Consider the following 22,703-nt stretch of genomic DNA (forward strand, 5'->3'; position numbering starts at 1 on the left):
CGAGGCCCTGCATGAACCGCGACAGTCGTCACCTGGAATCCATCCTCCATCACGACATTCCCCTGACGCGGGACATGGGCCTGAAAGTGCTCGACTGGCACGCGCATGAGCTGCGCCTGCAACTGCCGCTGGAAGCCAACGTCAATCACAAGAGCACCATGTTCGGCGGCAGCCTGTATTGCGGCGCGGTGCTGGCCGGCTGGGGCTGGCTGCACCTGCGATTGAAAGAAGCGGGGATCGACGACGGGCACATCGTGATTCAGGAAGGGCAGATCAATTACCCGCTACCGGTGACCAGCGACGCCACGGCCATCTGCGCCGCGCCGAGCGAAGAGGTGTGGCACCGGTTCTTGACCATGTATGAGCGCTACGGCCGCGCGCGGCTGATCCTGCACACCCGGGTGGTGAATGCCGGCAGCGATGAAGATGCGGTGCGTTTCACCGGGCAGTACGTGCTGCACCGATGAGCCTGTAGCCGCTGGCGCAGCCTGCGATCGGCTGCGCAGCAGTCGTAAACGGCCAGCGCGGTGTGTCAGACGGAATATCGCCAGTCGATCCACAGCCGCTTCGCGCGCAGGCTGCGCCAGCGGCTACAAGGATCAGCCGCGCGCCAGCTCCAGCAAGCGCCCACGCCATGCGGCCTTGGCCGGCAGCGCCAGGAAGAAGCCATTGAGCAGCGACTCCCGCGCCGGGTAGCAGAACGGCGCGCCATTCAGATCCAGCACCTCGCCTCCAGCGCCCTCCAGCACGCCTTGGGCCGCCGCGGTGTCCCACTGCGAGGTCGGCGCCAGTCGCGGATAACAATCCGCCGCGCCTTCGGCCAGCAGGCAGAACTTCAACGAGCTGCCGATGTTCGCCAGCTGCAACTCGCCCAGGGTCGCGCTCAACCCGGCCAGCAGACGCTCCTGCTCGGGGCTGGTATGCCGACGGCTGGCGACCACGGTGAAGGCTTCGCCCGCCGTCAGGCTGTCACGCACGTGGATCGCCACCGGCGCCTGGCCCTTGTCCGCGCGCCAGGCCCCAAGGCTGGCGCCGCCGAAATAGCAGCGACCGCTGGTCGGCATCGATACCACGCCGAACACCACCCGCCCGTCTTCGATCAGGGCGATATTGACGGTGAACTCTTCGCTACCGGAGATGAACTCCTTGGTGCCGTCCAGCGGGTCCACCAGCCACCAGCGCTGCCAGCCGGCACGCACGTCCTGGGGAATGTCGGCGTCTTCTTCGGAGAGCACCGGGATGCTCGGGTCCAGCGCGGTCAGGCCTTGCACTATCAGGTGGTGGGCCGCCAGGTCGGCGGCGGTCACCGGCGACTCGTCGGCCTTGCTGGTGACGGCAACGTTGGCGCGCCAGAACGGCAGGATCGCCTCGCCCGCCTGCAAGGCCAGGTCGATCACCGGCGCCAGCAACGGATGGGGAAAATTCATCGATGGTTCACTCATGCTTGGAAGGCGCCGCGCTGGGTCAGCAGGTCGCGGGCCAGATACAGCGCGGCCAGGGCGCGGCCCTCGGTGAATTGCGGGTTCTGCGCCAGGCTCGACAGCTCGCGCAGGTTGATCTTGTCCACGCGCATCGGCTCGGGCTCGTCGCCCTCCAGCCGCTCTTCGTAGAGGTCGGTGGCCAGCACCACCTGGATCTTCTGGCTCATGTAGCCGGGGGACAACGACAGCTCGGTCAGGTGTTCCAGTTGCCGCGCGCCAAAACCGGCCTCCTCCTTGAGCTCACGCTCGGCGGCGGCCAGCACATCCTCGCCAGGCTCGATCAGGCCCTTGGGCAGCGACAGCTCGTAGGCGTCGGTGCCGCCGCAATATTCCTCGACCAGCACCGCGTGATCGGCATCGAGCATCGCCACAATCATCACCGCGCCATAGCCCGCGCCCTTGCCCACCAGGCGCTCGTAGGTGCGCTCCACACCGTTGGAAAAGCGCAACTGCACCGCTTCGACGCAAAACAGACGGCTGGTGGCGACGATCTCGCGGGCAAGTACGGTGGGTTTCTGGCGCATAAAAGGCTCCTTGGCGTGAACGCGCTACTATAACGCGGCTTTCCCGATTGTTTGTGTCGGATATCTTTCTACCGTTCGAGACGTTTTCCATGCCTTCACTGCCCTGGCGCGACATCGATACCGTTCTGCTGGATATGGACGGTACCTTGCTGGACCTGCACTACGACAACCACTTCTGGATGGAGCACCTGCCCCAGCGCTATGCCGAGCTGCATGGCGTCAGCCGCGCCATGGCGGAAATGGAATTGCAGCCGCTGTTCGAGCGTAATGCCGGACAGTTGCAGTGGTATTGCCTGGACTTCTGGAGCGCCGAACTGAAATTGCCGGTGCGCGAACTGAAGCTGGAGACCGCCCACCTGATCGCCCTGCGCCCGGACGCCGATACCTTTCTCGCGGCGATCAAGCAGGCTGGCAAACGCGTGGTGCTGATCACCAATGCGCACCGCGATTCGTTGTCATTGAAGTTGGAAAAAGTCGAGCTGGCGCCCTATTTCGAGCGTTTGATCAGTTCCCACGATTACGGCTTCGCCAAGGAGAACCCGCAGTTCTGGGATGCGTTGCAAGCGGATATCGGCTTCGATCCGGCACGCAGCCTGTTTATCGACGACACCCTGCCGATCCTGCGCAGCGCGCGAGATTTCGGCGTGGCTCATCTGTTGGCGGTGAGTGAACCGGACAGCCGCAAGGGGCCGAAAGACACGGCGGAATTTGCCGCGCTGGGGGACTATCGAGCATTGATCGAAGGGTTGTAGAGCAATCCTGTAGCCGCTGCCCCAGGCTGCGATCGACCGTGAAAGGGTCGTAGCGATGTTGATCGCCAAAGGTCCTTCGGACCTTATCGCAGCCTTCGGCAGCGGCTACAGACCGAGCATTACTCGGGAATGCGCAGTACCTGGCCCGGATAGATCTTGTCCGGGTGCGACAGCAGCGGCTTGTTGGCCTCGAAGATCTTGTTGTACTTGTTGGCGTCGCCGTACACGGCCTTGGAAATGGCGCTGAGGGTGTCGCCTTTTTTCACGGTGACGAAACGCGCAGCAGCCGCCACAGGACCGGTGACGGTGATCTGGTCGTCGACGCTGCCGACACCTTCGATGTTACCCACGGCCAGCAGAATCTTTTCCTTCTCTTCCTGGCTGGCCACTTCACCGGTCACGATGACCTTGTCGCCTTCCACGGTAGCCTGGACGTTGGGGTTACCCAGGCCGACCTTGGCGATGTGGTCCTTCAGCTGTTCGCTCGCATTGGCGTTACCCGGCGTCAACAAATCGATAAGCTTTTCGCCCGCTTCTTTCACAAAGCTAAAAATACTCATGGTGCACACTCCTTGGGTTTAGTAGGTCCAGACGCGAAAGACTAGACCAGCCTTGAGAGACGAGGTTCAAAATCGACCGATGACGCTGTGCACGGCAAGCACGCTAGAATCGCCTCCCCCCCGCGCCCAGGAAGCGAAGATGGACATCAAGCAGCTGAAATTCCTCATCGCTCTCGACGAAACCCGCCATTTCGGCCAGGCCGCCGCGCGCTGCCACATCACCCAGCCGACCCTGTCCATGCGCCTGCGCAACCTCGAGGAAGAACTCGAGCTGCCGCTGGTCAACCGCGGCCAGCGTTTCGAGGGCTTCACCGCTCCGGGGGAACGGGTGCTGGCCTGGGCCCGCAGCGTGCTGGCCGCCTACGACGGGTTGCAGGCCGAGGCGGCCGCCTGTCGCGGCAATCTGGTCGGTACCCTGCGCCTGGGGGTGGTGCCGCTGTCGAGCTTCGACCCGCTGCCACTGATGCAGCGCCTGCACCAGGCGCACCCGAATGTGCGCTTCGAGTTGTCGGCGCTCAGTTCCGAGCAGATCCTCGAACAGCTGGCGAGCAATCGCCTGGATATCGGCGTTTCCTATCTGGAGCGCCTGGACAGCGAACGCTTCGAATCCCTGGCCCTGGGCGAAACCCGCATGGGCCTGCTCTACGACCAACGCTTCTTCAGCTTCGGCGAGCAGCCCCTGAGCTGGGAGGCGGTGATCGAACTGCCGCTGGGCATGCTGACCAGCGGCATGCATTTTCGCCAGTCCATCGACCATAACTTCCACAGTCGCGGCCTCACCCCTCAACCGCTGCTGCAGACCGATGCCGTGCATCAATTGCTGCAAGCCGTACATGGCGGCCTGTGCTGCGCGATCATGCCGCTGGACGGCGGCCTGGAAGCCCTCACCGAACACCTGCGCCTGCAGCCCATAGCAGACGCCAACACCCTGGCGCACCTGGGCCTGATCATGCGCCGCAGCGCACCGCGCTCGGCCCTGGCCGAGGCGTGCTTCGCCCTGCAGCAGAAATCACCGAGCGAGTCTTGATCGACGGCATCTATCGGCACATCAGTACTAGCAATTAGACGCGACACTTTGACGCGCTTAGTCTTAGGGCTGGATATTCCGCCGGTGATGCCCCATGAAACCCCAGCGCCCGGCTTGCGCGACGCCCACTGCGAAAACGCCCGCGCCCGCCGCCAGTCAGAACTACCGCTACAGCAACCTCGACCACACGGAATCGGCCAGCACCGCGCTCGCCGAGGAAGTCGCGCTGGCGATCGCCTATAACGGCATCAGCCAGGCCGTGATGCTGGTCACCCCCAGCGACCTGGAAGACTTCATCGTCGGCTTCAGCCTCGGCAGCGGCATCATCGGCGACGCCTCGGACATCTACGACCTGCAACTGAGCGGCAGCGGTTCGGCCCAGTACGCCCAGGTGCAGATCTCCAGCCGCGCCTTCTGGAACCTCAAGCAGCAACGCCGGCAACTGGCCGGCACCAGCGGTTGCGGCCTGTGCGGCGTGGAAGCCGTGGAACAGGCCCTGCCGGACCTCAAGGTGCTGCCCGGCGCGCCATTGCCGCCCGCCCAATGGCTCGATGGCCTGCGCCAGCGCATCAGCGCCTTCCAGCCCCTGGGCCAGCACTCCGGTGCGGTGCATGCGGCGGTGTTCATGAACGCCCAGGGCGAGCTGCTGCTGGGCCGTGAAGATATCGGCCGGCACAACGCCCTGGACAAGCTGATCGGTGCGTTGATCCGCCAGAACATACCTACTGCCGGCGGCGTGGCCATCGTCACCAGCCGTTGCAGCCTGGAACTGATCCAGAAAGTCCTGCGTGCCGGCATCCAGACCCTGGTCAGTCTGTCGGCGCCCACCGGCCTGGCCCTGCAATGGGCACGCCGACACAACCTCAATCTCATTCACCTGCCGCAAAAAAGTGCGCCACGGGTCTATAGCCCTGCGATGGAGAAACAAGCGTGACCACTCATCACCAAGCCGACCAGACACCCACCCCGCGCTACAAGCCCTACAAGGGCCCGGCCGGCGGCTGGGGCGCGCTCATCAGCGTCGCCCAGGCCTGGCTGACGAGTGACAACGCCCTGAAAAACCTGCGCATGATGCTCAAGACCAACCAGAACGGCGGTTTCGACTGCCCGGGCTGCGCCTGGGGCGACTCGCCGGAAAGCGGCATGGTCAAGTTCTGCGAGAACGGCGCCAAGGCGGTGAACTGGGAGGCCACCAAACGCCGCGTGGATGGCAAGTTCTTCGCCAAACACAGCGTCAGCTCGCTGCTGGAGCAGAGCGACTACTGGCTCGAATACCAGGGCCGCCTGACCGAGCCCCTGAGCTACGACGCCGAAACCGATCGCTACAAGCCCATCAGCTGGGAAGCCGCCTTCGCCCTGATCGGCAAGCACCTGCGAGCACTGCCTAGCCCGGACATGGCCGAGTTCTATACCTCGGGCCGCGCCAGCAACGAAGCGGCGTACCTGTACCAGCTGTTCGTGCGCGCCTATGGCACCAACAACTTCCCCGACTGCTCGAACATGTGCCACGAAGCCAGCGGCGTGGCCCTGGCGCAAAGCGTCGGCGTCGGCAAAGGCACCGTGACCTTCGACGACTTCGAGCATGCCGATGCGATTTTCGTCTGGGGCCAGAACCCCGGCACCAACCACCCTCGGATGCTCGAGCCACTGCGCGAAGCAGTGAAACGCGGAGCCCAGGTGGTGTGCATCAACCCGCTGAAAGAACGCGGCCTGGAACGCTTCCAGCATCCGCAGCACCCGATCGAAATGCTCACCAACGGCAACAAGCCGACCAACACCGCCTACTTCCGCCCGGCCCTGGGCGGCGACATGGCGGTGGTGCGCGGCATGGCCAAGTTCCTCCTGCAATGGGAACGCGACGCCCAGAAGACTGGTGCGCCGGCGGTGTTCGATCACGACTTCCTCAACGAACACACTGCCGCCGTGCTGGATTACCTGAGCGTCATCGACGACACCCCATGGGACGACATCGTCGAGCAGTCCGGCCTGACCCTGGTAGAGATCGAGCGCGCGGCGCGCATGTACGCCAAGGGCAAGAACGTGATCATGTGCTGGGCCATGGGTATCACCCAGCATCGCCACTCGGTGCCGACCATCCAGGAAATCGCCAACCTGATGCTGCTGCGCGGCAATATCGGCCGTCCGGGCGCCGGCCTGTGCCCGGTGCGCGGCCACAGCAACGTGCAGGGCGACCGCACCATGGGCATCAACGAACAGCCGCCGGTGGCCTTCCTCGACGCCCTGGAGCGGCGCTTCCAGTTCAAGGTGCCACGCGAGAGCGGCCATAACGTGGTCGAGGCGATCCACGCCATGCTCGAAGGCCGTTCGACAGTCTTCATCGGCCTGGGCGGCAACTTCGCCCAGGCCACCCCCGACAGCCCGCGGACCTTCCAGGCCCTGCGCAACTGCGACCTGACCGTGCAGATCAGCACCAAGCTCAACCGCAGCCACCTGGCCCATGGCAAGGAGGCACTGATCCTGCCGTGCCTGGGCCGCACCGACATCGACCTGCAGAGCGAAGGCGCGCAAGCGGTGACCGTGGAGGACTCCTTCAGCATGGTCCACGCCTCCAACGGCCAATTGCAGCCGCTGTCGCCACAGATGCGTTCGGAGCCGTCGATCCTCGCCGGCATCGCCGCCGCCACCCTGGGCAGCCATCCGGTGGACTGGAACTGGCTGGTGGCCGACTACAGCCGTATCCGCGACCTGATCGCCGACACCATTCCCGGCTTCAAGGACTTCAACCAGAGGGTAAAAAACCCTGGCGGCTTCTACCTCGGCAACTCGGCCGGCGCGCGGCGCTGGAACACCCCGTCGGGCCGCGCCAATTTCCGCCCGAACCTGCTGCCCAAGGATCTGGTGCACGAACGCACCCGCGCCACCGGGCAGTTGCCGGACCTGATCATGCAGTCGATGCGCTCCCACGATCAGTACAACACCACCATCTACGGCCTGGACGACCGCTATCGTGGCGTGAAGGGCCAGCGCGACGTGCTGTTCGTCAACGAAGCCGACATCATCCGCCTGGGCTTCAAGCCGGGGCAGAAAGCCGACATCGTCTCGTTGTGGGATGACGGCCGCGAGCGTCGGGTCAAGGGTTTCACCCTGCTGGCCTTCGATATTCCGGCTGGCCAGGCCGCGGCCTATTACCCCGAGGTGAACCCGCTGGTGCCGCTGGAAAGCATCGGGGACGGCAGCTACACCCCGACCTCGAAGTTCGTCGCGATCCGCCTGGAAGCGGCCAGCGACAGCGGCTTGATCATGGCCCGGTCGGCCTGATCGACGAAATCGCTGGCCCTGTAGCCGCTGCCGCAGGCTGCGATAAGGCGCGCAGCGCCTTCCAGGGCCCTCAAGAGCAACGTCTCCTACGGAGCCGATCGCAGCCTGCGGCAGCGGCTACAGTCAGGAGGTTCCAGCGGCGGCGAAATCGCAGGCACAAAAAAGGCCGCTTCCATCCAGAAGCGGCCTTTTCCAAGTAGCTACAGACTCGCAAAAACGGGATAAGTTCCCTACTAAAAACAATAAGTTACGAGATTGTGTACAACTCGTGCTATTCGTCGGATTTCGATTGTAAGCGCCTCAACACAGCCTCAGGATCGCGCCGTCATCCCTTTGAGGCTCCTCTATGAAGTTCTCCTCGATTCTCTTGTTGTCCCTTGGCCTGGTCAGCGGCGTCGCCTCTGCCGGCGGCACCACAGAAGCAGGTGTGGGCGGCGCATTGGGCGGGGTTCTAGGCTCGGTCGTCGGTCAGTCGATTGGTGGCAACACCGGTTCCACCATCGGTGCCGCACTGGGCGGCGCGGGCGGCAGTGCCGTGGGTGCCGACAGACGCAGCCGTGGCGAAGCCGCTATCGGTGGTGCGCTGGGCGCAGCCGGCGGTAACGTGGTCGGTCGCAGCGTGGGGGGCACCACTGGCAGCCTGATCGGCGCAGCCGCGGGCGGTGGCGTCGGTGGCGCACTGGGTAACCATATGGGCAACTCCAGCGATCGTGACGATCGCCGCTACCGCGACTACGACGACGACCGTCGCTACTACCGCGACGGCCATCCGGGTCGTGGCCATGCCTACGGGCATCGCAAGCACAAACGTCACTGGCGCGACTAAGACCTGAAACGGTCGCAACCCGCTGACACAAAGACCGCAGCCTGACGGCAGCTCCTGCCAGACAGGGTTCATCACCCCCGGGATGAACCCCAAGGAGCCGCCCGATCTGCGGTCTTTTTTGTGCTTACACCAGCAAGCGTTCCAGCGCTCCACGCAGCCCGGCGGGAATCCCTACCGGCTGATTCGATGCCCGATCGACGAACACATGCACGAAGCGCCCCGCCGCGCAGGCATCGGTTTCCCCCGCCTTGAACACCGCCAGCTCGTACTGCACCGAACTGTTGCCCAGCTTGCCGACACGCAGGCCGATCTCGATGCGCTCGGGGAAAGCGATCGAGGCAAAGTAATCGCAGGCCGAACTCACCACGAAGCCCACCACCTCGCCGTCATGGATATCCAGGCCGCCCTCCTCGATCAGGTAGGTGTTCACCGCCGTGTCGAAGAAGCTGTAGTAGGTGACGTTATTCACATGACCGTACACATCGTTGTCGTGCCAGCGCGTGATGATGGGCTGGAAGTGGCGGTAGTCGGTGCGTTGCGGCATGCGGTCGGTCATTGGCGGGTTCTCGAAGGCGAGGTGTCTGGAAAGCAACCATGGTGTGGTCGATCAGGCGACGCCTATTTCAACCGATGGCCCGATGATCGGCAAACCCTTTACCAGCCTGCACCAGCTCGTCAATCAACCGCGCCGGCTTCCAGTGCGCGCCCGACTCGGCTTGCAGCCGCAGCAGCCCCTGCTGGATAGACACCAGCCCCTGACGGTCCGCCCAGTTCATCGGCCCGCCCTTGTCCGCCGGAAAGCCATAACCGTTGAGGTACACCAGGTCGATGTCGTGGGCCGAGCCGGCAATGCCTTCCTCGAGAATCTTCGCGCCTTCGTTGACCAGCGCCAGCAGGCAGCGCTCGAGGATTTCCTCAGGACCGATGTCGCGACGGCGGTAGCCCAGGCCTTCGCTGACCTCCTGAACCAGGGCATCGACCTGTACATCGTGCTCAGCCTGGCGACTGCCGGGCTCGTACTGGTAATAACCCTTGCCACTCTTCTGGCCAAAACGACCCGCCTCGCACAGGCGATTATCCACCTGCACTTCGTGCGCCTCCTGGCCTTTGCCGGCCAGCTTCCGGGCACGCCATTCCAGGTCGATGCCGACCACGTCGTACATGCGGAACGGGCCCATGGCAAAACCGAAGCCCTGCAATGCGGCATCCACCTGATAAGGGAAAGCCCCTTCCAGCAACATCTTGCGCGCCTCCAGCACATAGGTGCGCAACATGCGGTTGCCGATGAATCCAGGGCAGTTGCCGGACACCACACTGACCTTGCCCATGCGCTCGCCCAGCGCCAGCGCGGCCTCGAGCACCTGCGGCGCAGTCGCGGCGCCCCGGACGATTTCCAGCAGCTTCATGATGTGGGCCGGGCTGAAGAAGTGCAGGCCCAGCACCTGTCTTGGGCGCCGGGTGACTGCGGCGATGGCGTCGATATCCAGCGCCGAGGTATTGCTGGCGAGGATCGCCAGCGGCTGGAGCAGGCCATCGAGTTCGCGGAAGATTTGCTGCTTCAGCTCGAGGTTCTCGTAGATCGCCTCGATCACCAGATCCACATTGCGGATCGCCGGATAATCCGCCGCCGCGCTTATCCGGGCCCGACGCGCATCGGCCTCTGCCTGATCGATCCGCCCCTGACGCACGTTGTGTGCATAAGTCTCGGTCACCGCTGTCAGCGCCTGTTCGAGCATCTGCGGATTGTTGTCCACCCACTGCACCGCGACCCCGGCATTGGCCAGGCACATCACGATCCCGCGGCCCATGGTCCCGGCACCGATCACCGCGGCGCGCTGAATATCGATCTGGCTCATAGTGGCTCCCCTGTAGGTGGCTCAAAGACGCAAACCACCATAATCAGGCCTAGGGCATTTTTGAAATTTATTCCTGTGATGAGCGGCATTCAGCAGATGGATCGGGCAGATATCAATCCTGGAGGTGATGTTCGGCCCAATCGCGTACTTCGGCGTAGGGGTAATCCTCGAGCACCGCAAAACCCGGGATCGACCGCGCCTTGAGCTTGGTGAACAGCGGCACGCTGATCCCACACAGGAAACGCGTCAGCCGTTCCGCCCCTGGAACCGTGCCGCTGTATTGGTGGTGCCTGTGGATAAATTCGCCACACAGCGCTTCGAAGTTTTTATCCACAAGCGCGGGCAAGGCTGGCGGCTCCGACAGGCGGGCCACCTGGCCATGGCATACCGAGCAATGCCCGCACCGCTGCGGCGCCTGGTCGTCGCCGAAATACTGCGCCAGGCGATACCCCAGGCACTGCTCGGTGGCGAACAGTGCGAGCATCGCGTGGATCCGCGCGATCTCGCTGCTTTCGTGCTGTTTGAAGTAGGCATGCAGTTGCTGGCTCAGGGTCGCGGCATCGAAGCCCGTCTCCAGCAGGTTGTAGACCTCGGTCATCTGCTTGCTTTCCAGCTCGACCCAGCCCTTTTCCTGGAAGTAGTCCAGGGCCTTCACCACCCGGTTACGCTCGGCCTGATGCTGCTGATAAAGCGCGTCGAAATTCACTGTGGCCCAGGTCCGGGCACGGCTGGAGGTCTCGATGATCGCCGCCACGAAGTCCCGGCGCTCACCTTCGAAACGCGCCAGCAGCGCCTGCGGTTCCTCAAGGAACTTGAAGCGGTATTCGGCGAAGTAGGCGTAACGCGGCGCGATCAGGCCGCGCAGTTCCAGCTGCACCAGCAAGGTCTTGAGCGGCAGCTGGCGGATATTGCTCTGGTCCGCCAGCGGCCCCAACAGGAACTCCCATTGCCCGTCAGGCGCTGCGCCCTGCAGCTCGTCCAGCACACAACGAATGCCTTCCAGCTCCGGCGTGTCGCCGTAGACGAAGTTTTCCAGCACGTTGAGGCTGTCGCGGTTGGCCAGCACCAGGCAGTCCGAAGGTTGGCCATCACGCCCCGCGCGGCCGATTTCCTGGCTGTAGTTCTCGATGGATTTGGGCAGGTCGAAATGCACCACATTGCGGATGTCGCTCTTGTCGATGCCCATGCCGAAAGCGATGGTGGCGACGATGCAATTGGACTGGCCCGCCATGAACTGCCGCTGGATGGCTTCGCGCTGCTCATGGGGCAGACCGGCGTGATAAGCCTGGGCCTGGATGCCGTTGCGACTCAGATGCTCGGCGATGTGCTCGGCGGTTTTCTGCAAGGTGACATAGACGATGCTCGGCTGGCCGGGACGCTCGCTCATCCACTGCACCAGGCGCCGGCGCTTGTCCTGGCCGCGCACTGGCTCCACCAGCAGGTTGAGGTTGGGCCGGTAGAAACCGGTGGTCACCACATCCTGCCCGGCGATGGCGAATTTCGCCTGCATGTCGGCGATCACCTTGGGCGTGGCGGTAGCGGTCAGCAGCAGTGCCTGGGGAATATTGAACTGGCGCTGGTAGTCCGGCAGCTTGAGGTAGTCGGGGCGAAAGTTATGGCCCCATTCGGAGATGCAGTGCGCCTCGTCCACCACCAGCAGGGAGATCCGCACCTGCTGCAGGAAGTTGCGAAAACGCTCGTTCTTCAGGCGCTCCACCGAGATCATTAGGATCTTCAGCTCACCGGAGCGCGCCCGCGCCATGACCTCGTTGGCGTCGTCGCGGCTCTGCGCCGAATCGATGCTCGCGGCGGCGATGCCGTGCCGCTGGAGGAACGCCAGCTGATCCTGCATCAGCGCCAGCAACGGCGAAACCACCAGGGTCAGGTGCGGCAGCAGCAAGGCCGGCAGCTGGTAGCACAGCGACTTGCCGGAGCCCGTGGGAAAGATCGCCGCCGCCGAGCGCCCGGCCAGCACCGCACTGACCGCCGCCTCCTGGCCGGGACGGAACTGTGGATAACCGAAGACCTGTTCGAGGGTGTTGTGCATGAGCTGTCACTCCTTTGACCGCTGACGTGCCTTGAAGCCTAGCGCGGCCAGTCAGCGGGTCGAGAAAAGGTCGGGAGGAAAAGGATACGGGATGATACAGGGGGACGGAGAACGGCGTTCGGCTGGGGATGACGCGGAGTTTTTCAGGGTGTATCGCAAGCCATCGGGCACCGGTCGATGCGCGATGGCTCGCGATAGAAATCGTACTCTTAGCGCGTCGCGCGGCAATCCACCCACTTCACGCCATTGCTCTTGTTCGCGGCGATCAGCGCCGGCACTGCGGCAGGCGCCTTGTTGTGAATGTCGTGGAACAGAATGATTCCCCGGCGCCACAGCAGCATCAGCGTCTGCACCCGCTGGCTCGCCGCGCTGGCGCTGATGCTCTTGCTCCAGTCCTGGGAGTCGACGCCCCAGAGCATCACCTTGATGCCCTGGGCCTTGAAGAACGCCGGGCTGTCACTCGAACGCTGGCCATAAGGCGGACGGAACAGCGGCTGGTAGTCATCCGGCAAGGTGCCGCGCACCAGGGTCGCGGAACGGGTGATGGACTGCTGCCATTCGCTCCAGGCGCTGTGGGACTTGTGCGTCCAGCCATGCAGGGCAACGCACTGGCCGCTGTACAACTCGCGCATCTGCGCCGGCGACGACTTGCGCAGACGTGCCTGGAACGGCTCGCCCAGGACGAAAAACAATCCGTGCAGGTCATTGGCCCGCAGCACGTTGGCCAGCGTATCGGTGTGGCCACCCGCGGCCGTCGGGCCGTCGTCGAAGGTCAGTAGAAACTGCCGATCCGCCAATTCGTCGCCCATCAGCTCGGCGCTGTCGAAACGCTCGATCTCGCTGCTGATCTTCGGAAACAAGGCCGCCAGGCGCAGCTGTTCGTTCAGATACTGCTCATGAAACTGCCGGCTTGCCTGGGCCCAGGCGTCATAGGCCGGGCTGACCGTCCCGGTGAAGCCCTGGGCCAGTTGCCGCAAGTCATCCAGGTTACGCACCGGCGGGCAGAAGGCGGCACCTTCACAGTCCTGGCTGGCGCTGTGGTAACTGCTGAGCAGGCGTATCCAGAAACGATCGCGCACTTGCTCGACCGAATGATGCTCCAGCGCCTTGACGCCCAGGCGCTGCTTGAGGCTCGCATCGTCCAGCGCCTCGCTGGCCAGCAGGGCCTTGCCGAACATCAGGATTTCCGCACGCGAGGCAGTATCGAAACCCGCTTGCGTGGCCAGCGAACCCGGCCAGGTGCTGCGGTCGATAGTGGCGAACACCATCGGGCCGGCAGCCTGGGCAACGGCCGTCCACAGGGACAACATCAAAGCAACAACCAGAACCCGCATAACAACCTCCATAAATGCATAACGCGCCGTGGGACGGCGCGTTATGGGGGTCAGATCAACACCCGTGAATCAACGGTTTTGCACACGCTCGATGGCTTTGTCGTACACCGGGTTGGCCTTCTGCTGCTTGGCCAACTGATAGTGACGCAGGGCATCGGCGAACTGGCCGGCCGCTTCGTAGATCCGCGCGATGTTGTAGTAGGAACTGGCGCGCACGGTGGCCGCCGAGTTGCCGCTGGCCAGGGCGATGGCCTTGCGGTTGGCCCAGATCGACTCGGCAGTGTTGCCGGCTTTCTGATAGGCCAGGCCGAGGTTGCTGTAGGCCTGGCCGTAGCCGTTGTTCAGCTCGATGGCCTGACGGTAGAAGTCGATGGCTTGCTGCAGGTTACCGGCGTGGTAAGCCTCTTCGCCCTTGCGGTTCAGGGTTTTCGCATCGGCTTGCGCGCTGCTGCTGACGGCGACAGCGGCCACTTCCACTTTGTCGTCGAGCAGCGGCGATACTTCGTTCAGCACGTCCTGCGCGTCGACGGTCACGCCGCTGAGGGTGTTGATGTCCTGGAAGTCGCCATTGCCGGTCATGCGGAACACGGTCCACAGGTTACCGCTGCGGTCCTGCGGCACGTAGTAGGTGCGCACCAGCGACTGGCCCATGTACACGAACACCTTGGCCTGGCTGGCAGAGAGCTGGCGGGACGCCGGGCGGCTCTGGTTGCTGTAGTCATGCACCGCGTACACATAGCTTTCGCCGTAGTGTTTCTTTTCCAGGGTGATGGTTTCCGGGCCATAGCTGTCGACATCGTCGACGTCCAGGTGGGCGTCATCGCCTTGCTGGTTGCGAAAGTAGATGTTGTTGCCCGGAAAGATCATGTGCGAGTCGAGATCGCTGGGGTTCGCGCCCCAGGTCAGCACCACGCGCAGACCGTCGAGGTTCTGCATCACCGGGCTGATGGCGTAGGTCATGCCGCTGCATGGGCACTTGACCACCAGGTTGGAATAGCCGGGTTTCTTGATGATCAGCAGGTTGCTGGGGTCATCGGCGAAGTCGGTGGTCAGGGTCACCTGGCCTTGAGCATTGGTACGACCGACCACACTCTGCGCGCCATTGCGCTGCACCAGCACTTCGGCGTCGGCGATCTTCTGGTCCTTGACCACCGCACTCAGCACCTCGACCGGCAGCTGCTGCGCCGTCACCGAAAACGCCAATGCCCACAACGAAAAAATCGAAGTCACGCGAAACAATCGCATACCTAATTCCCTTTAAGTGTATGAAGTCGGCACCCAAAGGTACCCGGCAGATTTCGCGCGCACGATACACAGTTTTTTCGGGATTTGCTTGCTAATCCATTGGGAAAGATGGGGGCTGTGGGAATCCCTGAAGTTTGCTGAGGGGCCGGGATGGCAAAACCTTTTCAGACAGATTTGAAACCGGGCAAACCATTAGCCGCTCGCCACTCCTTCACTATCCGTGTGATGCCTTCGGACGAGTCATCGGCACCGTCCTCTGGGTAGAAAATCAGATCGGAGCCTGCTGAGTATTCGCTCAACTTTTGGAAATGAGGTACAAGCGCATCCACTTCTTTTTCAGTGCCCCTCCGAAAATACTCAGCCATTAGCTGTCAGTTGGAAATCGTATGCACAGAGATCAAATTTCTTCTCCGTGATCTTTTCAAACTCCACCAACTGCGCTGCACTCAGGTCATAGCCTTCCCAACCTTGAGGGTCCACTGTCCAGCCCATGATCTCTTTCACCCGCTCGTCACAGTCGGCCGGCAGTTCTACGTCAAAAACCAACATCTCGGTTTTCTTGTCAAAAGCCTCAACGAGAAACTTCATGGTTCTACGCTCCTTGCTTTATCAGCTGCTTTAGTTTGTTCACCAGTAAGCGGATCAAATTCGCCAAGATGGCGGCCGTGCTTGTCATACATTTCAACTGCGCCATGTTGAGAGTCCCATTCTAAAATGAGCCCTTTTGCCGTTTTCCATCGCTTACTCCGCCCACCACCTCCTTGGACAGAAGTTTTCCGCTTTGCCCTAATAGCATCAGGAAAGCCAGGCAAGGCGCTCGGTGCAGGAACATATCCTGATACCGGTGTGCTCAGCACAATGTACAGCGGCTGAACTCCAGACCCCGGCGGAAACACCAAAATAAAATCCCGATACTCCGGCGGATAAATTGGGCTGACGATGATCCGTTCCGCCGCTTCCGTCGGCGGGAAAACCCAGATCGGTGGTGTCTGTGGCGCCGCTTCCAGCGGTGGTATCCCTGCGGTGCTCGAGGGGTCCACCGCTGGAGTCCAGATAAGGGTGATGCCATCACCCAGATCGGCCACTTGCTGCTCATCACGAGCCTCAAACTCAACCACCGGAATCATTTCCCACTCGCGGCGCCCCTGGGTGTTGAAACCGTAGCCCTTGAGGCTGCCATCGGCCTGCTGTTCGACCCGCAGTCGTAAGCGGGTGCGGGCCTGCTTGAGGTTGCGTAGTTGCTCTTCGCTGTACAGCGCGCCGTCACCCAAACTCGATGGAGCGAGCAAGGCCACCAGCCCCAGCAACGCACCGGCCGCCACGCCCGAGGAGATCAGCCCCAAGCCACTGCCGGTGGTACCAGAACCCACGGAGACACCACCCAGGGTCAAGGCACCGAGATTGGCCGGCAGCGCGCCGATGATGCGCTTGAGGGGCACTCGCCCACCCGCCTCGACCTCGCGGCCACCCAGCAGCGTCAACGCGCCGTAATTCGCCACCGAATCAGTGGGTATGAAGCCCGTCGGGGTGACGTAGTCGATGATTGCGTTCGGCAGCTTGCAAGACTTGGCAAATACGCAACCGACGGGCGTTGGTTGCGATTCCACCTGTGTGGTCGGCAGCCGCTCTTCATAGGCCTGCTGACGAGCGAGCATCTGCTCGTAACCCTGCTGCGCCTCATCACGCTCGGCCAATTCGCTCGCAGTCATATCGCGCAGGCGACGATAACCACCGCCGTCAGCGTCGTAGTGCTGCCATACCTGGGACACATCCTTGTTGCGGGCCATAGTCCTTTGCTCGGTCGCCTGGGAAACCCCGGCCTTCAACCGGGGATCTCACGGTAACCAGTGCGAGGGGGCCCTGGCTGTCAGGCAAATCCGAGCTGGTCGAGCGACTTTTCTTTTTCGTTCATGCCCTGCGATTGGCCCTAAACGGTCTACGACAGGACACAAGGATTTACCCTACAAATCGCGTCGAATCTGGCTTATTGAACCGCCCGGACAAGCCGCCTAGTGTTTGAACAGGACTGAATGACGCCCACAAAAAAGCCGCCCCGAAGGGCGGCTTCTTGAACCACTTGCCCGATGCTTACAGCTTCGGACCAGCAGCCTTGATGGCGTCGCTCACGTCGAACTTCTTGAAGTTCTCGATGAACAGGCCGGCCAGGGCCTTGGCGGCCTCGTCGTAGGCGGCTTTGTCAGCCCAGGTGTTGCGTGGGTTGAGCAGGCCGGTTTCGACGCCTGGAACGGCCAGTGGCACGTCCAGGTTGATGGTGCCCAGGTGCTCGGTCTCGGCACCGACCAGAGCGCCGCTCTGGATGGCGGCGATCACGCCACGGGTGGTCGGGATGTTGAAGCGCTTGCCAACGCCATAGCCACCGCCGGTCCAACCGGTGTTGACCAGGTAGACCTTGGAGCCGAAGCCGCGGATGCGCTTGATCAGCAGCTCTGCGTATTCGCCTGCCGGACGCGGGAAGAACGGTGCGCCGAAGCAGGTGGAGAAGGTCGACTTGATGCCGGCGCCCGAGCCCATTTCGGTCGAGCCCACCAGAGCGGTGTAGCCGGACAGGAAGTGGTAGGCAGCTTGTTCTTCGCTGAGGATCGAGACTGGCGGCAGTACGCCGGTCAGGTCGCAGGTCAGGAAGATCACGGCATTCGGCTCGCCACCGAGGTTTTTCTCGGAACGCTTCTCGACGTGCTCCAGCGGGTAGGCGGCGCGGCTGTTCTGGGTCAGGCTGCCGTCGGCGTAGTCAGCCTTCTTGGCGTCGTCCAGCACAACGTTTTCCAGCACGGCGCCATGCTTGATGGCTTTCCAGATGACCGGCTCGTTCTTCTCGGACAGGTCGATGCACTTGGCATAGCAACCGCCTTCGATGTTGAACACCACGCCCTCGCCCCAGCCGTGCTCGTCGTCACCGATCAGGTAACGGCTTTCATCGGCGGACAGGGTGGTCTTGCCGGTGCCGGACAGACCGAAGAACAGGGTCACGTCGCCCTCTTCGCCGATGTTGGCGGCGCAGTGCATCGGCAGCACGTCGGCGGCCGGCAGCAGGAAGTTCTGTACCGAGAACATGGCTTTCTTCATTTCACCGGCGTAGCGCATGCCGGCGATCAGCACTTTTTTCTGAGCGAAGTTGAGGATCACGCAACCGTCGGAGTTGGTGCCGTCACGCTCTGGAACGCATTCGAAATTGGCAACGTTGAGCACCTGCCACTCATCACGGCCAGCCGGGTTGTACTGGGCCGGGTTGATGAACAGGCAACGACCGAACAGGTTCTGCCAGGCAGTCTGGGTGGTCATCTTCACGGCCAGGTAGTGCTCGTCGGAAGCACCTACATGCACATGGGAAACAAAATGCTCTTGCGCGTTGTTGAACGCCTCGACGCGAGCCCACAGGGCATCGAACTTGTCGGCCGGGAACTTGCGGTTGATCGGGCCCCAGGCGATAGCGTCCTGGGTGCTCGGCTCTTCAACGATGAAACGATCGACTGGCGAACGGCCGGTACGGTGACCGGTACGAACAACCAGCGCGCCGGTATCGGCAAGCTCGCCTTCACCGCGCTTCAGGGCTTCTTTGACCAGATCATCAACACTCAGATCGGTGTACACGGCGTTATTGGCTTGCGTCATGAGGTTCCCCGTCGGCCAGTGGCCGAGTGCTCCAAACGTTTTGTAGTAGAAAGTCGTGCACTACTACCGCGAAAAAAGTGCGCCGGATTATGCCAGAAAAGCCCAAAAAGAGTAGGGCCCTCCCGTCAGAACGGCGTTAATCCGGCGCTTGCCAGGTGATTTACCTGCGCTGAACCGTTTTAGTGACGAGTATCTGACGGTGACTCGACACCCGCTCCGGCGAACAATTGGCTGATATCGGCCGCATCGAACAGGTAGCGCTCGTTGCAGAACTGGCAATCGATCTCGATGCTGCCGCCGTGTTCGACCACCAGCTTCTGCGCATCTTCCAGACCCAGACTGACCAGCGCATTGCCCGAGCGTTCCCGCGAGCAGCTACAACGGAAGCGCAACGGCTGCACATCGAACAGGCGCACGGCTTCTTCATGGTAGAGGCGATGGAGCACGGTTTCGTTGTCCAGGCTCAGCAGTTCGTCGGCGGTCAGGGTGCTGCCCAGCGCGGTGATGTGCTGCCAGCTGGCGGCGCGTTCTTCTTCATCCTTGAGGCGGTCGGCCGGCAGTTGCTGCAGCAGCAGGCCACGGGCGCGACGACCGTCGGCATGCAACCAGAAACGGGTGCCGACCTGCTGGGACATGACGAAATAGTTGGTGAAGCATTCCGACAGGGTGGCGCCATCCAGGTCGACGATGCCCTGGTAGCGCTGGCCGTGGGTCGGGTCGACGGTCAGGGCCAGCACGCCATTGGGCATCAGGTCGGCCAGGGTCGCATCCGGGGCGATCTGCTCCGCGTCGTAGCGGGCCAGGCCACGGATCTCGCGCTCGCTGGAGCACTCGATCATCAGCAATGGCACCGGGCCTTCGGAACGGGCCTGGAGGATCAGCAAGCCATCGAACTTCAGCGTGCCGACCAACAGCGCGGCCGCCGCCATCAGCTCGCCGAGCAGTTGCGCGACCGGCTCCGGGTAAGCGTGTTTGGCGAGGACTTCGGCATAGCTGCGCTCCAACGCCACCAGCTCGCCGCGGGCGTCGCTGTCATCGAAGATGAAGCGTTGGGTGAAGTCGGTATCCGGCAAATGAGTCATAGGTTTGGGTATCTGAAGTGATGACAAAATGGTTACAAGATATGAAAATTGCGCTTTTTGCACTGTTACGGTGCGCGATTTTCTGCCATTGGAGGCATTTTATGAACAATCCGGGTTTGTTCCAAGCAAGGTGGAACCTCGGCAAGCTGGTGTTGTGCAATTTGCTCCCTCTGGCACTGCTGGGTTTCTGGTTATGGCCAAGCGGGCACATGCTGTGTGTGATGTTCGACGAATGGCTGTTCCGCCTGCTGAATGCTCCCCTTGCGAGCAACTCCACCTGGCTGCATATCTGGGCCGTGGCCAGCCTGCGGCCTTTCGACGCGATAGTCGGGCTGATCCTGCTGACCCTTTTGATCCGCGGTGACTGGGTGTTCAAGGCCGTGGACGTGCGCCGGGCCTTTTTCGGCTTCCTGTCGATCCTGGTCTTGATGCTGATTATCCGCTTGTTGTTCTCCAGGCTCGCCGACGCCATGGGCTGGCAGCACGACAGCCCGTCGATGATGCTCCAGGATGCCGTGCACATGAGCGACTATTTCCCGCACTGGGAAAAAACCTGGGAGCTCAAGGACCGTTCCAGCCAGAGCTTCCCCGGTGACCACGCCTCGGTGCTGCTGATCTGGGCGCTGTTCATGAGTGTGTTCAGCCGCGGCGTCGGCCAATTCCTGGTGATCTGGGGCCTGACCCTGCTGTTCATGATGCCGCGCCTGGTGGCCGGCGCGCACTGGGGCCAGGACGACTATATCGGTGGCGTGCTGCTGGCGGTCTGGGCCCTCGGCTGGGGCTACTACACCCCGTACGCGGCCAAGGCCTCGGACTTCCTGCTGCGGGCGACCAACCCGCTGTTCAACCTGCTGGGCAAGCTACCGCTGCTGTCGCGCCTGAGCGTGGTGCGGGCGGCCTGACTCTTCGGATTTGCTGCTTGTCGCGGCTTTGCCGCGGATCGCGAGCAAGCTCGCTCCTACAGGGGGTTGAGCGGTGCGCCGGCTGTGTAGGAGCCAGCTTGCTGGCGATTGAACCCGCAGGGTTCAGAAGGCCAAGGGTCTATTCGCTGCTGCGGAATTTGAACAGGTCGCGCCGCTGTTTCTTGGTCGGCTTGCCATCGGTGCTCACACCCAGGGCGCCGGCCTTGCGCAGGGCCGCGGCGTTTTCTCGCTTGGCGATGCTGGCTGCGGTTTCCGTATAAAGAGCCTGCGCTTGCGGCGCCCCACGACGCACGATCGACAGGGCCTGGACCACCACGGTGCGCTCGTCGAAGCCGGTGCGTATCTCATACTCGTCGCCGACCCTCGGCTCCTTGCCCGGTTTGCAGCGCTCGCCACGGTGGTGCACCTTGCCGCTTTCGATGGCGGCCTTGGCCAAGGCACGGGTCTTGTAGAAGCGCGCCGCCCACAGCCATTTATCCAGACGGACCTTGTCGTCGTCTTCGGCTTTTTGTGCCATGGCATGTCCTCATTCTGAAATATTTTCGAACTGTACTACCGTTTCTCCCGTGCCATGAATTGCGATGGCTCGGTTTAGAATGCGAGGCTTCGCAGCAGCCCGTCCGGGCGCTGTGGATCCGGGCCTAGATATCTGTCGCCTTTTACCCATTATTCTGCGTGAATACCGCGAATTCGGCCGCTTGACGGTACGAGCGGGTTCCTCAGCGGTTGAGCACATTTGAAGACATTTGACCATTTGACCGTCGTGGGTCTGCGCGAGTGGGTGGCGCTTCCGGATTTGGGAGTCGCCGGCCTGCGCGCCAAGATCGACACCGGCGCCAGCACCTCCAGCCTGCATGCCACCGAGATCGAGCCGTTCGAGCGCGACGGTGAGCAATGGGTGCGCTTCAACGCGCACCTGGGCAGCGTGGTGCAGTTGCGTCACCGGCGTTGCGAAGCACCGCTGGTGGCGATGAAAACCATTAAAAGCTCCAACGGCCAGGCACAGGTGCGCTACGTGATCAGCACCACCCTGGCGCTCGGCGATCGGGTCTGGCGGGTGGAGTTCACCCTCGCCTGCCGCAAGGCCATGCGCTATCGACTGTTGCTCGGTTCCAAAGCCCTGATCGATGGCCAGTTGGTGGTCAATCCAGGGATCAAATACGTTCAAGACAAACCGGTGTTCCCGGTGTCCACTACCTCTGCCACAGGTGTTGCATGAAGATCGCTGTGCTGTCGCGTAACCCGCGTCTGTATTCCACTCGTCGCCTGGTCGAAGCCGGCACCGAGCGTGGCCATGAAATGGTGGTGGTCGACACCCTGCGCGCCTATATGAACATTGCCAGTCACAAACCGCAGATCCACTACCGCGGCAAGCCGCTGGAAGGTTTCGATGCGGTGATTCCACGGATCGGCGCCTCGGTGACCTTCTACGGCTGCGCGGTGCTGCGCCAGTTTGAAATGATGGGTGTGTTCCCGCTCAACGAGTCGGTGGCCATCGCCCGCTCGCGGGACAAGCTACGCTCGTTGCAACTGCTATCGCGGCGCGGTATCGGCCTGCCGGTGACCGGCTTCGCCCACTCGCCGGACGACATTCCCGACCTGATCGAGATGGTCAACGGCGCACCCCTGGTGATCAAGGTGCTGGAAGGCACCCAGGGCATAGGCGTGGTGCTGTGCGAAACCGCCACGGCGGCCGAGTCGGTGATCGAAGCCTTCATGGGCCTGAAGCAGAACATCATGGTCCAGGAGTACATCAAGGAAGCCGGCGGCGCCGACATCCGCTGCTTCGTGGTCGGCGACAAGGTGATTGCCGCGATGAAACGCCAGGCCAAGCCCGGCGAGTTCCGCTCCAACCTGCACCGTGGCGGCAGCGCCAGCCTGATCAAGATCACCCCGGAAGAACGCATGACCGCCCTGCGCGCGGCCAAGGTCATGGGCCTGAGCGTGGCGGGCGTGGATATCCTGCGCTCGAACCACGGGCCGCTGGTGATGGAAGTGAATTCCTCGCCGGGCCTGGAAGGCATCGAGACCACCACAGGCAAGAACGTGGCGGGGATCATCATCGAGCACATCGAGAAGAACGGTGGCCCGAACATGACCCGGACCAAGGGCAAAGGGTAAGAGCAGCGGCAAGCTT

The 22,703-nt window shown here is 62.6% G+C and carries 22 protein-coding genes and 1 pseudogene; 9 read left to right on the forward strand and 14 right to left on the reverse strand.

Going from position 1 to position 22,703, the window contains the following annotated elements; genetic code table 11:
• The first annotated feature begins 11 nt into the window (after positions 1-11).
• Complete coding sequence (locus J4E58_RS03690; RefSeq protein WP_062823983.1) at positions 12-467, forward strand: YiiD C-terminal domain-containing protein; 456 nt, start codon at positions 12-14, stop codon at positions 465-467.
• Between the two features lie 132 nt (positions 468-599).
• Here the strand turns inward: J4E58_RS03690 and cysQ are convergent, their stop codons facing one another.
• A complete protein-coding gene (gene cysQ, locus J4E58_RS03695; RefSeq protein ID WP_087089615.1) occupies positions 600-1,427 on the reverse strand; it encodes a 3'(2'),5'-bisphosphate nucleotidase CysQ in 828 nt (275 codons plus the stop codon).
• A gap of 11 nt (positions 1,428-1,438) precedes the next feature.
• On the reverse strand, positions 1,439-2,005 hold the full coding sequence (nudE, locus tag J4E58_RS03700; protein WP_007931715.1) for an ADP compounds hydrolase NudE: 567 nt from the start codon (positions 2,003-2,005) through the stop codon (positions 1,439-1,441).
• Positions 2,006-2,094: 89 nt separating this feature from the next.
• Between nudE and yrfG the strand changes: the two genes are divergently transcribed.
• Complete coding sequence (gene yrfG, locus J4E58_RS03705) at positions 2,095-2,757, forward strand: GMP/IMP nucleotidase (protein WP_007931717.1); 663 nt, start codon at positions 2,095-2,097, stop codon at positions 2,755-2,757.
• 119 nt (positions 2,758-2,876) lie between these two features.
• Here the strand turns inward: yrfG and lysM are convergent, their stop codons facing one another.
• Positions 2,877-3,317 carry a peptidoglycan-binding protein LysM gene (gene lysM / locus J4E58_RS03710; protein ID WP_007931719.1) on the reverse strand — a complete coding sequence of 147 codons (441 nt, stop codon included), beginning with the start codon at positions 3,315-3,317 and terminating at the stop codon, positions 2,877-2,879.
• Positions 3,318-3,456: 139 nt separating this feature from the next.
• Here lysM and J4E58_RS03715 point away from each other — a divergent pair, with 139 nt between their 5' ends.
• The 4 genes from J4E58_RS03715 (at position 3,457) to J4E58_RS03730 (ending at position 8,449) form a co-directional block, all read left to right on the forward strand.
• A complete protein-coding gene (locus J4E58_RS03715; protein WP_007931721.1) occupies positions 3,457-4,344 on the forward strand; it encodes a LysR family transcriptional regulator in 888 nt (295 codons plus the stop codon).
• A 94-nt stretch (positions 4,345-4,438) separates the two neighbouring features.
• Positions 4,439-5,278, forward strand: coding sequence for a formate dehydrogenase accessory sulfurtransferase FdhD (gene fdhD, locus J4E58_RS03720; RefSeq protein WP_009046475.1), 840 nt, complete (start codon positions 4,439-4,441; stop codon positions 5,276-5,278).
• Positions 5,275-7,623: an FdhF/YdeP family oxidoreductase gene (locus J4E58_RS03725; RefSeq protein ID WP_087089613.1), complete on the forward strand. Its 2,349-nt coding sequence runs from the start codon at positions 5,275-5,277 to the stop codon at positions 7,621-7,623. Before fdhD ends, J4E58_RS03725 begins: the two co-directional genes overlap by 4 nt.
• 346 nt (positions 7,624-7,969) lie before the next feature.
• A complete protein-coding gene (locus tag J4E58_RS03730; RefSeq protein WP_009041712.1) occupies positions 7,970-8,449 on the forward strand; it encodes a glycine zipper domain-containing protein in 480 nt (159 codons plus the stop codon).
• A gap of 124 nt (positions 8,450-8,573) precedes the next feature.
• On the opposite strand, the gene J4E58_RS03735 is transcribed toward J4E58_RS03730, so the two are convergent.
• The 10 genes and pseudogenes from J4E58_RS03735 to hslO form a co-directional block, all read right to left on the reverse strand.
• Entirely contained in the window at positions 8,574-9,005 is a 432-nt protein-coding gene (locus tag J4E58_RS03735; protein ID WP_007931728.1) for a thioesterase family protein, read from the reverse strand.
• Positions 9,006-9,072: 67 nt separating this feature from the next.
• Positions 9,073-10,305 carry a 3-hydroxyacyl-CoA dehydrogenase gene (locus tag J4E58_RS03740; RefSeq protein WP_087089611.1) on the reverse strand — a complete coding sequence of 411 codons (1,233 nt, stop codon included), beginning with the start codon at positions 10,303-10,305 and terminating at the stop codon, positions 9,073-9,075.
• A gap of 112 nt (positions 10,306-10,417) precedes the next feature.
• A complete protein-coding gene (locus tag J4E58_RS03745) occupies positions 10,418-12,352 on the reverse strand; it encodes an ATP-dependent DNA helicase RecQ (RefSeq protein WP_087089609.1) in 1,935 nt (644 codons plus the stop codon).
• Between the two features lie 209 nt (positions 12,353-12,561).
• Entirely contained in the window at positions 12,562-13,686 is a 1,125-nt protein-coding gene (locus J4E58_RS03750) for a polysaccharide deacetylase family protein (protein ID WP_087089606.1), read from the reverse strand.
• A 69-nt stretch (positions 13,687-13,755) separates the two neighbouring features.
• A complete protein-coding gene (locus tag J4E58_RS03755) occupies positions 13,756-14,931 on the reverse strand; it encodes a tetratricopeptide repeat protein (RefSeq protein ID WP_007931735.1) in 1,176 nt (391 codons plus the stop codon).
• Positions 14,932-15,095: 164 nt separating this feature from the next.
• Positions 15,096-15,263, reverse strand: a pseudogene (locus J4E58_RS03760) (bacteriocin immunity protein); the annotation flags it as partial.
• A gap of 25 nt (positions 15,264-15,288) precedes the next feature.
• Complete coding sequence (locus J4E58_RS03765) at positions 15,289-15,519, reverse strand: hypothetical protein (RefSeq protein WP_087089602.1); 231 nt, start codon at positions 15,517-15,519, stop codon at positions 15,289-15,291.
• Entirely contained in the window at positions 15,516-16,718 is a 1,203-nt protein-coding gene (locus J4E58_RS03770; RefSeq protein WP_087090446.1) for a colicin E3/pyocin S6 family cytotoxin, read from the reverse strand. Before J4E58_RS03770 ends, J4E58_RS03765 begins: the two co-directional genes overlap by 4 nt.
• Positions 16,719-17,019: 301 nt before the next feature.
• Entirely contained in the window at positions 17,020-18,561 is a 1,542-nt protein-coding gene (locus tag J4E58_RS03775) for a phosphoenolpyruvate carboxykinase (RefSeq protein ID WP_087089600.1), read from the reverse strand.
• Between the two features lie 179 nt (positions 18,562-18,740).
• Positions 18,741-19,643 (reverse strand): Hsp33 family molecular chaperone HslO, encoded by a 903-nt coding sequence (gene hslO, locus J4E58_RS03780; RefSeq protein WP_007931739.1) that lies wholly within the window; start codon positions 19,641-19,643, stop codon positions 18,741-18,743.
• Positions 19,644-19,744: 101 nt separating this feature from the next.
• Between hslO and J4E58_RS03785 the strand changes: the two genes are divergently transcribed.
• Positions 19,745-20,545 carry a phosphatase PAP2 family protein gene (locus J4E58_RS03785; protein ID WP_087089598.1) on the forward strand — a complete coding sequence of 267 codons (801 nt, stop codon included), beginning with the start codon at positions 19,745-19,747 and terminating at the stop codon, positions 20,543-20,545.
• 139 nt (positions 20,546-20,684) lie between these two features.
• Here J4E58_RS03785 and J4E58_RS03790 read toward each other — a convergent pair whose 3' ends face one another.
• Positions 20,685-21,083: an RNA-binding S4 domain-containing protein gene (locus J4E58_RS03790; protein ID WP_087089596.1), complete on the reverse strand. Its 399-nt coding sequence runs from the start codon at positions 21,081-21,083 to the stop codon at positions 20,685-20,687.
• 219 nt (positions 21,084-21,302) lie between these two features.
• Between J4E58_RS03790 and J4E58_RS03795 the strand changes: the two genes are divergently transcribed.
• Both J4E58_RS03795 and rimK read left to right on the forward strand, forming a co-directional pair.
• Positions 21,303-21,785 (forward strand): ATP-dependent zinc protease, encoded by a 483-nt coding sequence (locus J4E58_RS03795; RefSeq protein WP_007931742.1) that lies wholly within the window; start codon positions 21,303-21,305, stop codon positions 21,783-21,785.
• A complete protein-coding gene (rimK, locus tag J4E58_RS03800) occupies positions 21,782-22,687 on the forward strand; it encodes a 30S ribosomal protein S6--L-glutamate ligase (RefSeq protein ID WP_007931744.1) in 906 nt (301 codons plus the stop codon). The genes J4E58_RS03795 and rimK overlap by 4 nt, the downstream gene beginning before the upstream one ends.
• The last annotated feature ends 16 nt before the right edge of the window (positions 22,688-22,703 follow it).

The organism is Pseudomonas sp. FW305-25 (assembly GCF_017351415.1).
In the GTDB taxonomy this organism is placed as follows: Bacteria; Pseudomonadota; Gammaproteobacteria; order Pseudomonadales; family Pseudomonadaceae; genus Aquipseudomonas; species Aquipseudomonas chlororaphis.

Coding starts and splice junctions, on each gene's coding strand:
- J4E58_RS03690 (WP_062823983.1), top strand. CDS start 12: ATGAACCGCGACAGTCGTCACCTGGAATCCATCCTCCATCACGACATT.
- cysQ (WP_087089615.1), bottom strand. CDS start 1,427: ATGAATTTTCCCCATCCGTTGCTGGCGCCGGTGATCGACCTGGCCTTG.
- nudE (WP_007931715.1), bottom strand. CDS start 2,005: ATGCGCCAGAAACCCACCGTACTTGCCCGCGAGATCGTCGCCACCAGC.
- yrfG (WP_007931717.1), top strand. CDS start 2,095: ATGCCTTCACTGCCCTGGCGCGACATCGATACCGTTCTGCTGGATATG.
- lysM (WP_007931719.1), bottom strand. CDS start 3,317: ATGAGTATTTTTAGCTTTGTGAAAGAAGCGGGCGAAAAGCTTATCGAT.
- J4E58_RS03715 (WP_007931721.1), top strand. CDS start 3,457: ATGGACATCAAGCAGCTGAAATTCCTCATCGCTCTCGACGAAACCCGC.
- fdhD (WP_009046475.1), top strand. CDS start 4,439: ATGAAACCCCAGCGCCCGGCTTGCGCGACGCCCACTGCGAAAACGCCC.
- J4E58_RS03730 (WP_009041712.1), top strand. CDS start 7,970: ATGAAGTTCTCCTCGATTCTCTTGTTGTCCCTTGGCCTGGTCAGCGGC.
- J4E58_RS03735 (WP_007931728.1), bottom strand. CDS start 9,005: ATGACCGACCGCATGCCGCAACGCACCGACTACCGCCACTTCCAGCCC.
- J4E58_RS03740 (WP_087089611.1), bottom strand. CDS start 10,305: ATGAGCCAGATCGATATTCAGCGCGCCGCGGTGATCGGTGCCGGGACC.
- J4E58_RS03745 (WP_087089609.1), bottom strand. CDS start 12,352: ATGCACAACACCCTCGAACAGGTCTTCGGTTATCCACAGTTCCGTCCC.
- J4E58_RS03750 (WP_087089606.1), bottom strand. CDS start 13,686: ATGCGGGTTCTGGTTGTTGCTTTGATGTTGTCCCTGTGGACGGCCGTT.
- J4E58_RS03755 (WP_007931735.1), bottom strand. CDS start 14,931: ATGCGATTGTTTCGCGTGACTTCGATTTTTTCGTTGTGGGCATTGGCG.
- J4E58_RS03765 (WP_087089602.1), bottom strand. CDS start 15,519: ATGAAGTTTCTCGTTGAGGCTTTTGACAAGAAAACCGAGATGTTGGTT.
- J4E58_RS03770 (WP_087090446.1), bottom strand. CDS start 16,718: ATGGCCCGCAACAAGGATGTGTCCCAGGTATGGCAGCACTACGACGCT.
- J4E58_RS03775 (WP_087089600.1), bottom strand. CDS start 18,561: ATGACGCAAGCCAATAACGCCGTGTACACCGATCTGAGTGTTGATGAT.
- hslO (WP_007931739.1), bottom strand. CDS start 19,643: ATGACTCATTTGCCGGATACCGACTTCACCCAACGCTTCATCTTCGAT.
- J4E58_RS03785 (WP_087089598.1), top strand. CDS start 19,745: ATGAACAATCCGGGTTTGTTCCAAGCAAGGTGGAACCTCGGCAAGCTG.
- J4E58_RS03790 (WP_087089596.1), bottom strand. CDS start 21,083: ATGGCACAAAAAGCCGAAGACGACGACAAGGTCCGTCTGGATAAATGG.
- rimK (WP_007931744.1), top strand. CDS start 21,782: ATGAAGATCGCTGTGCTGTCGCGTAACCCGCGTCTGTATTCCACTCGT.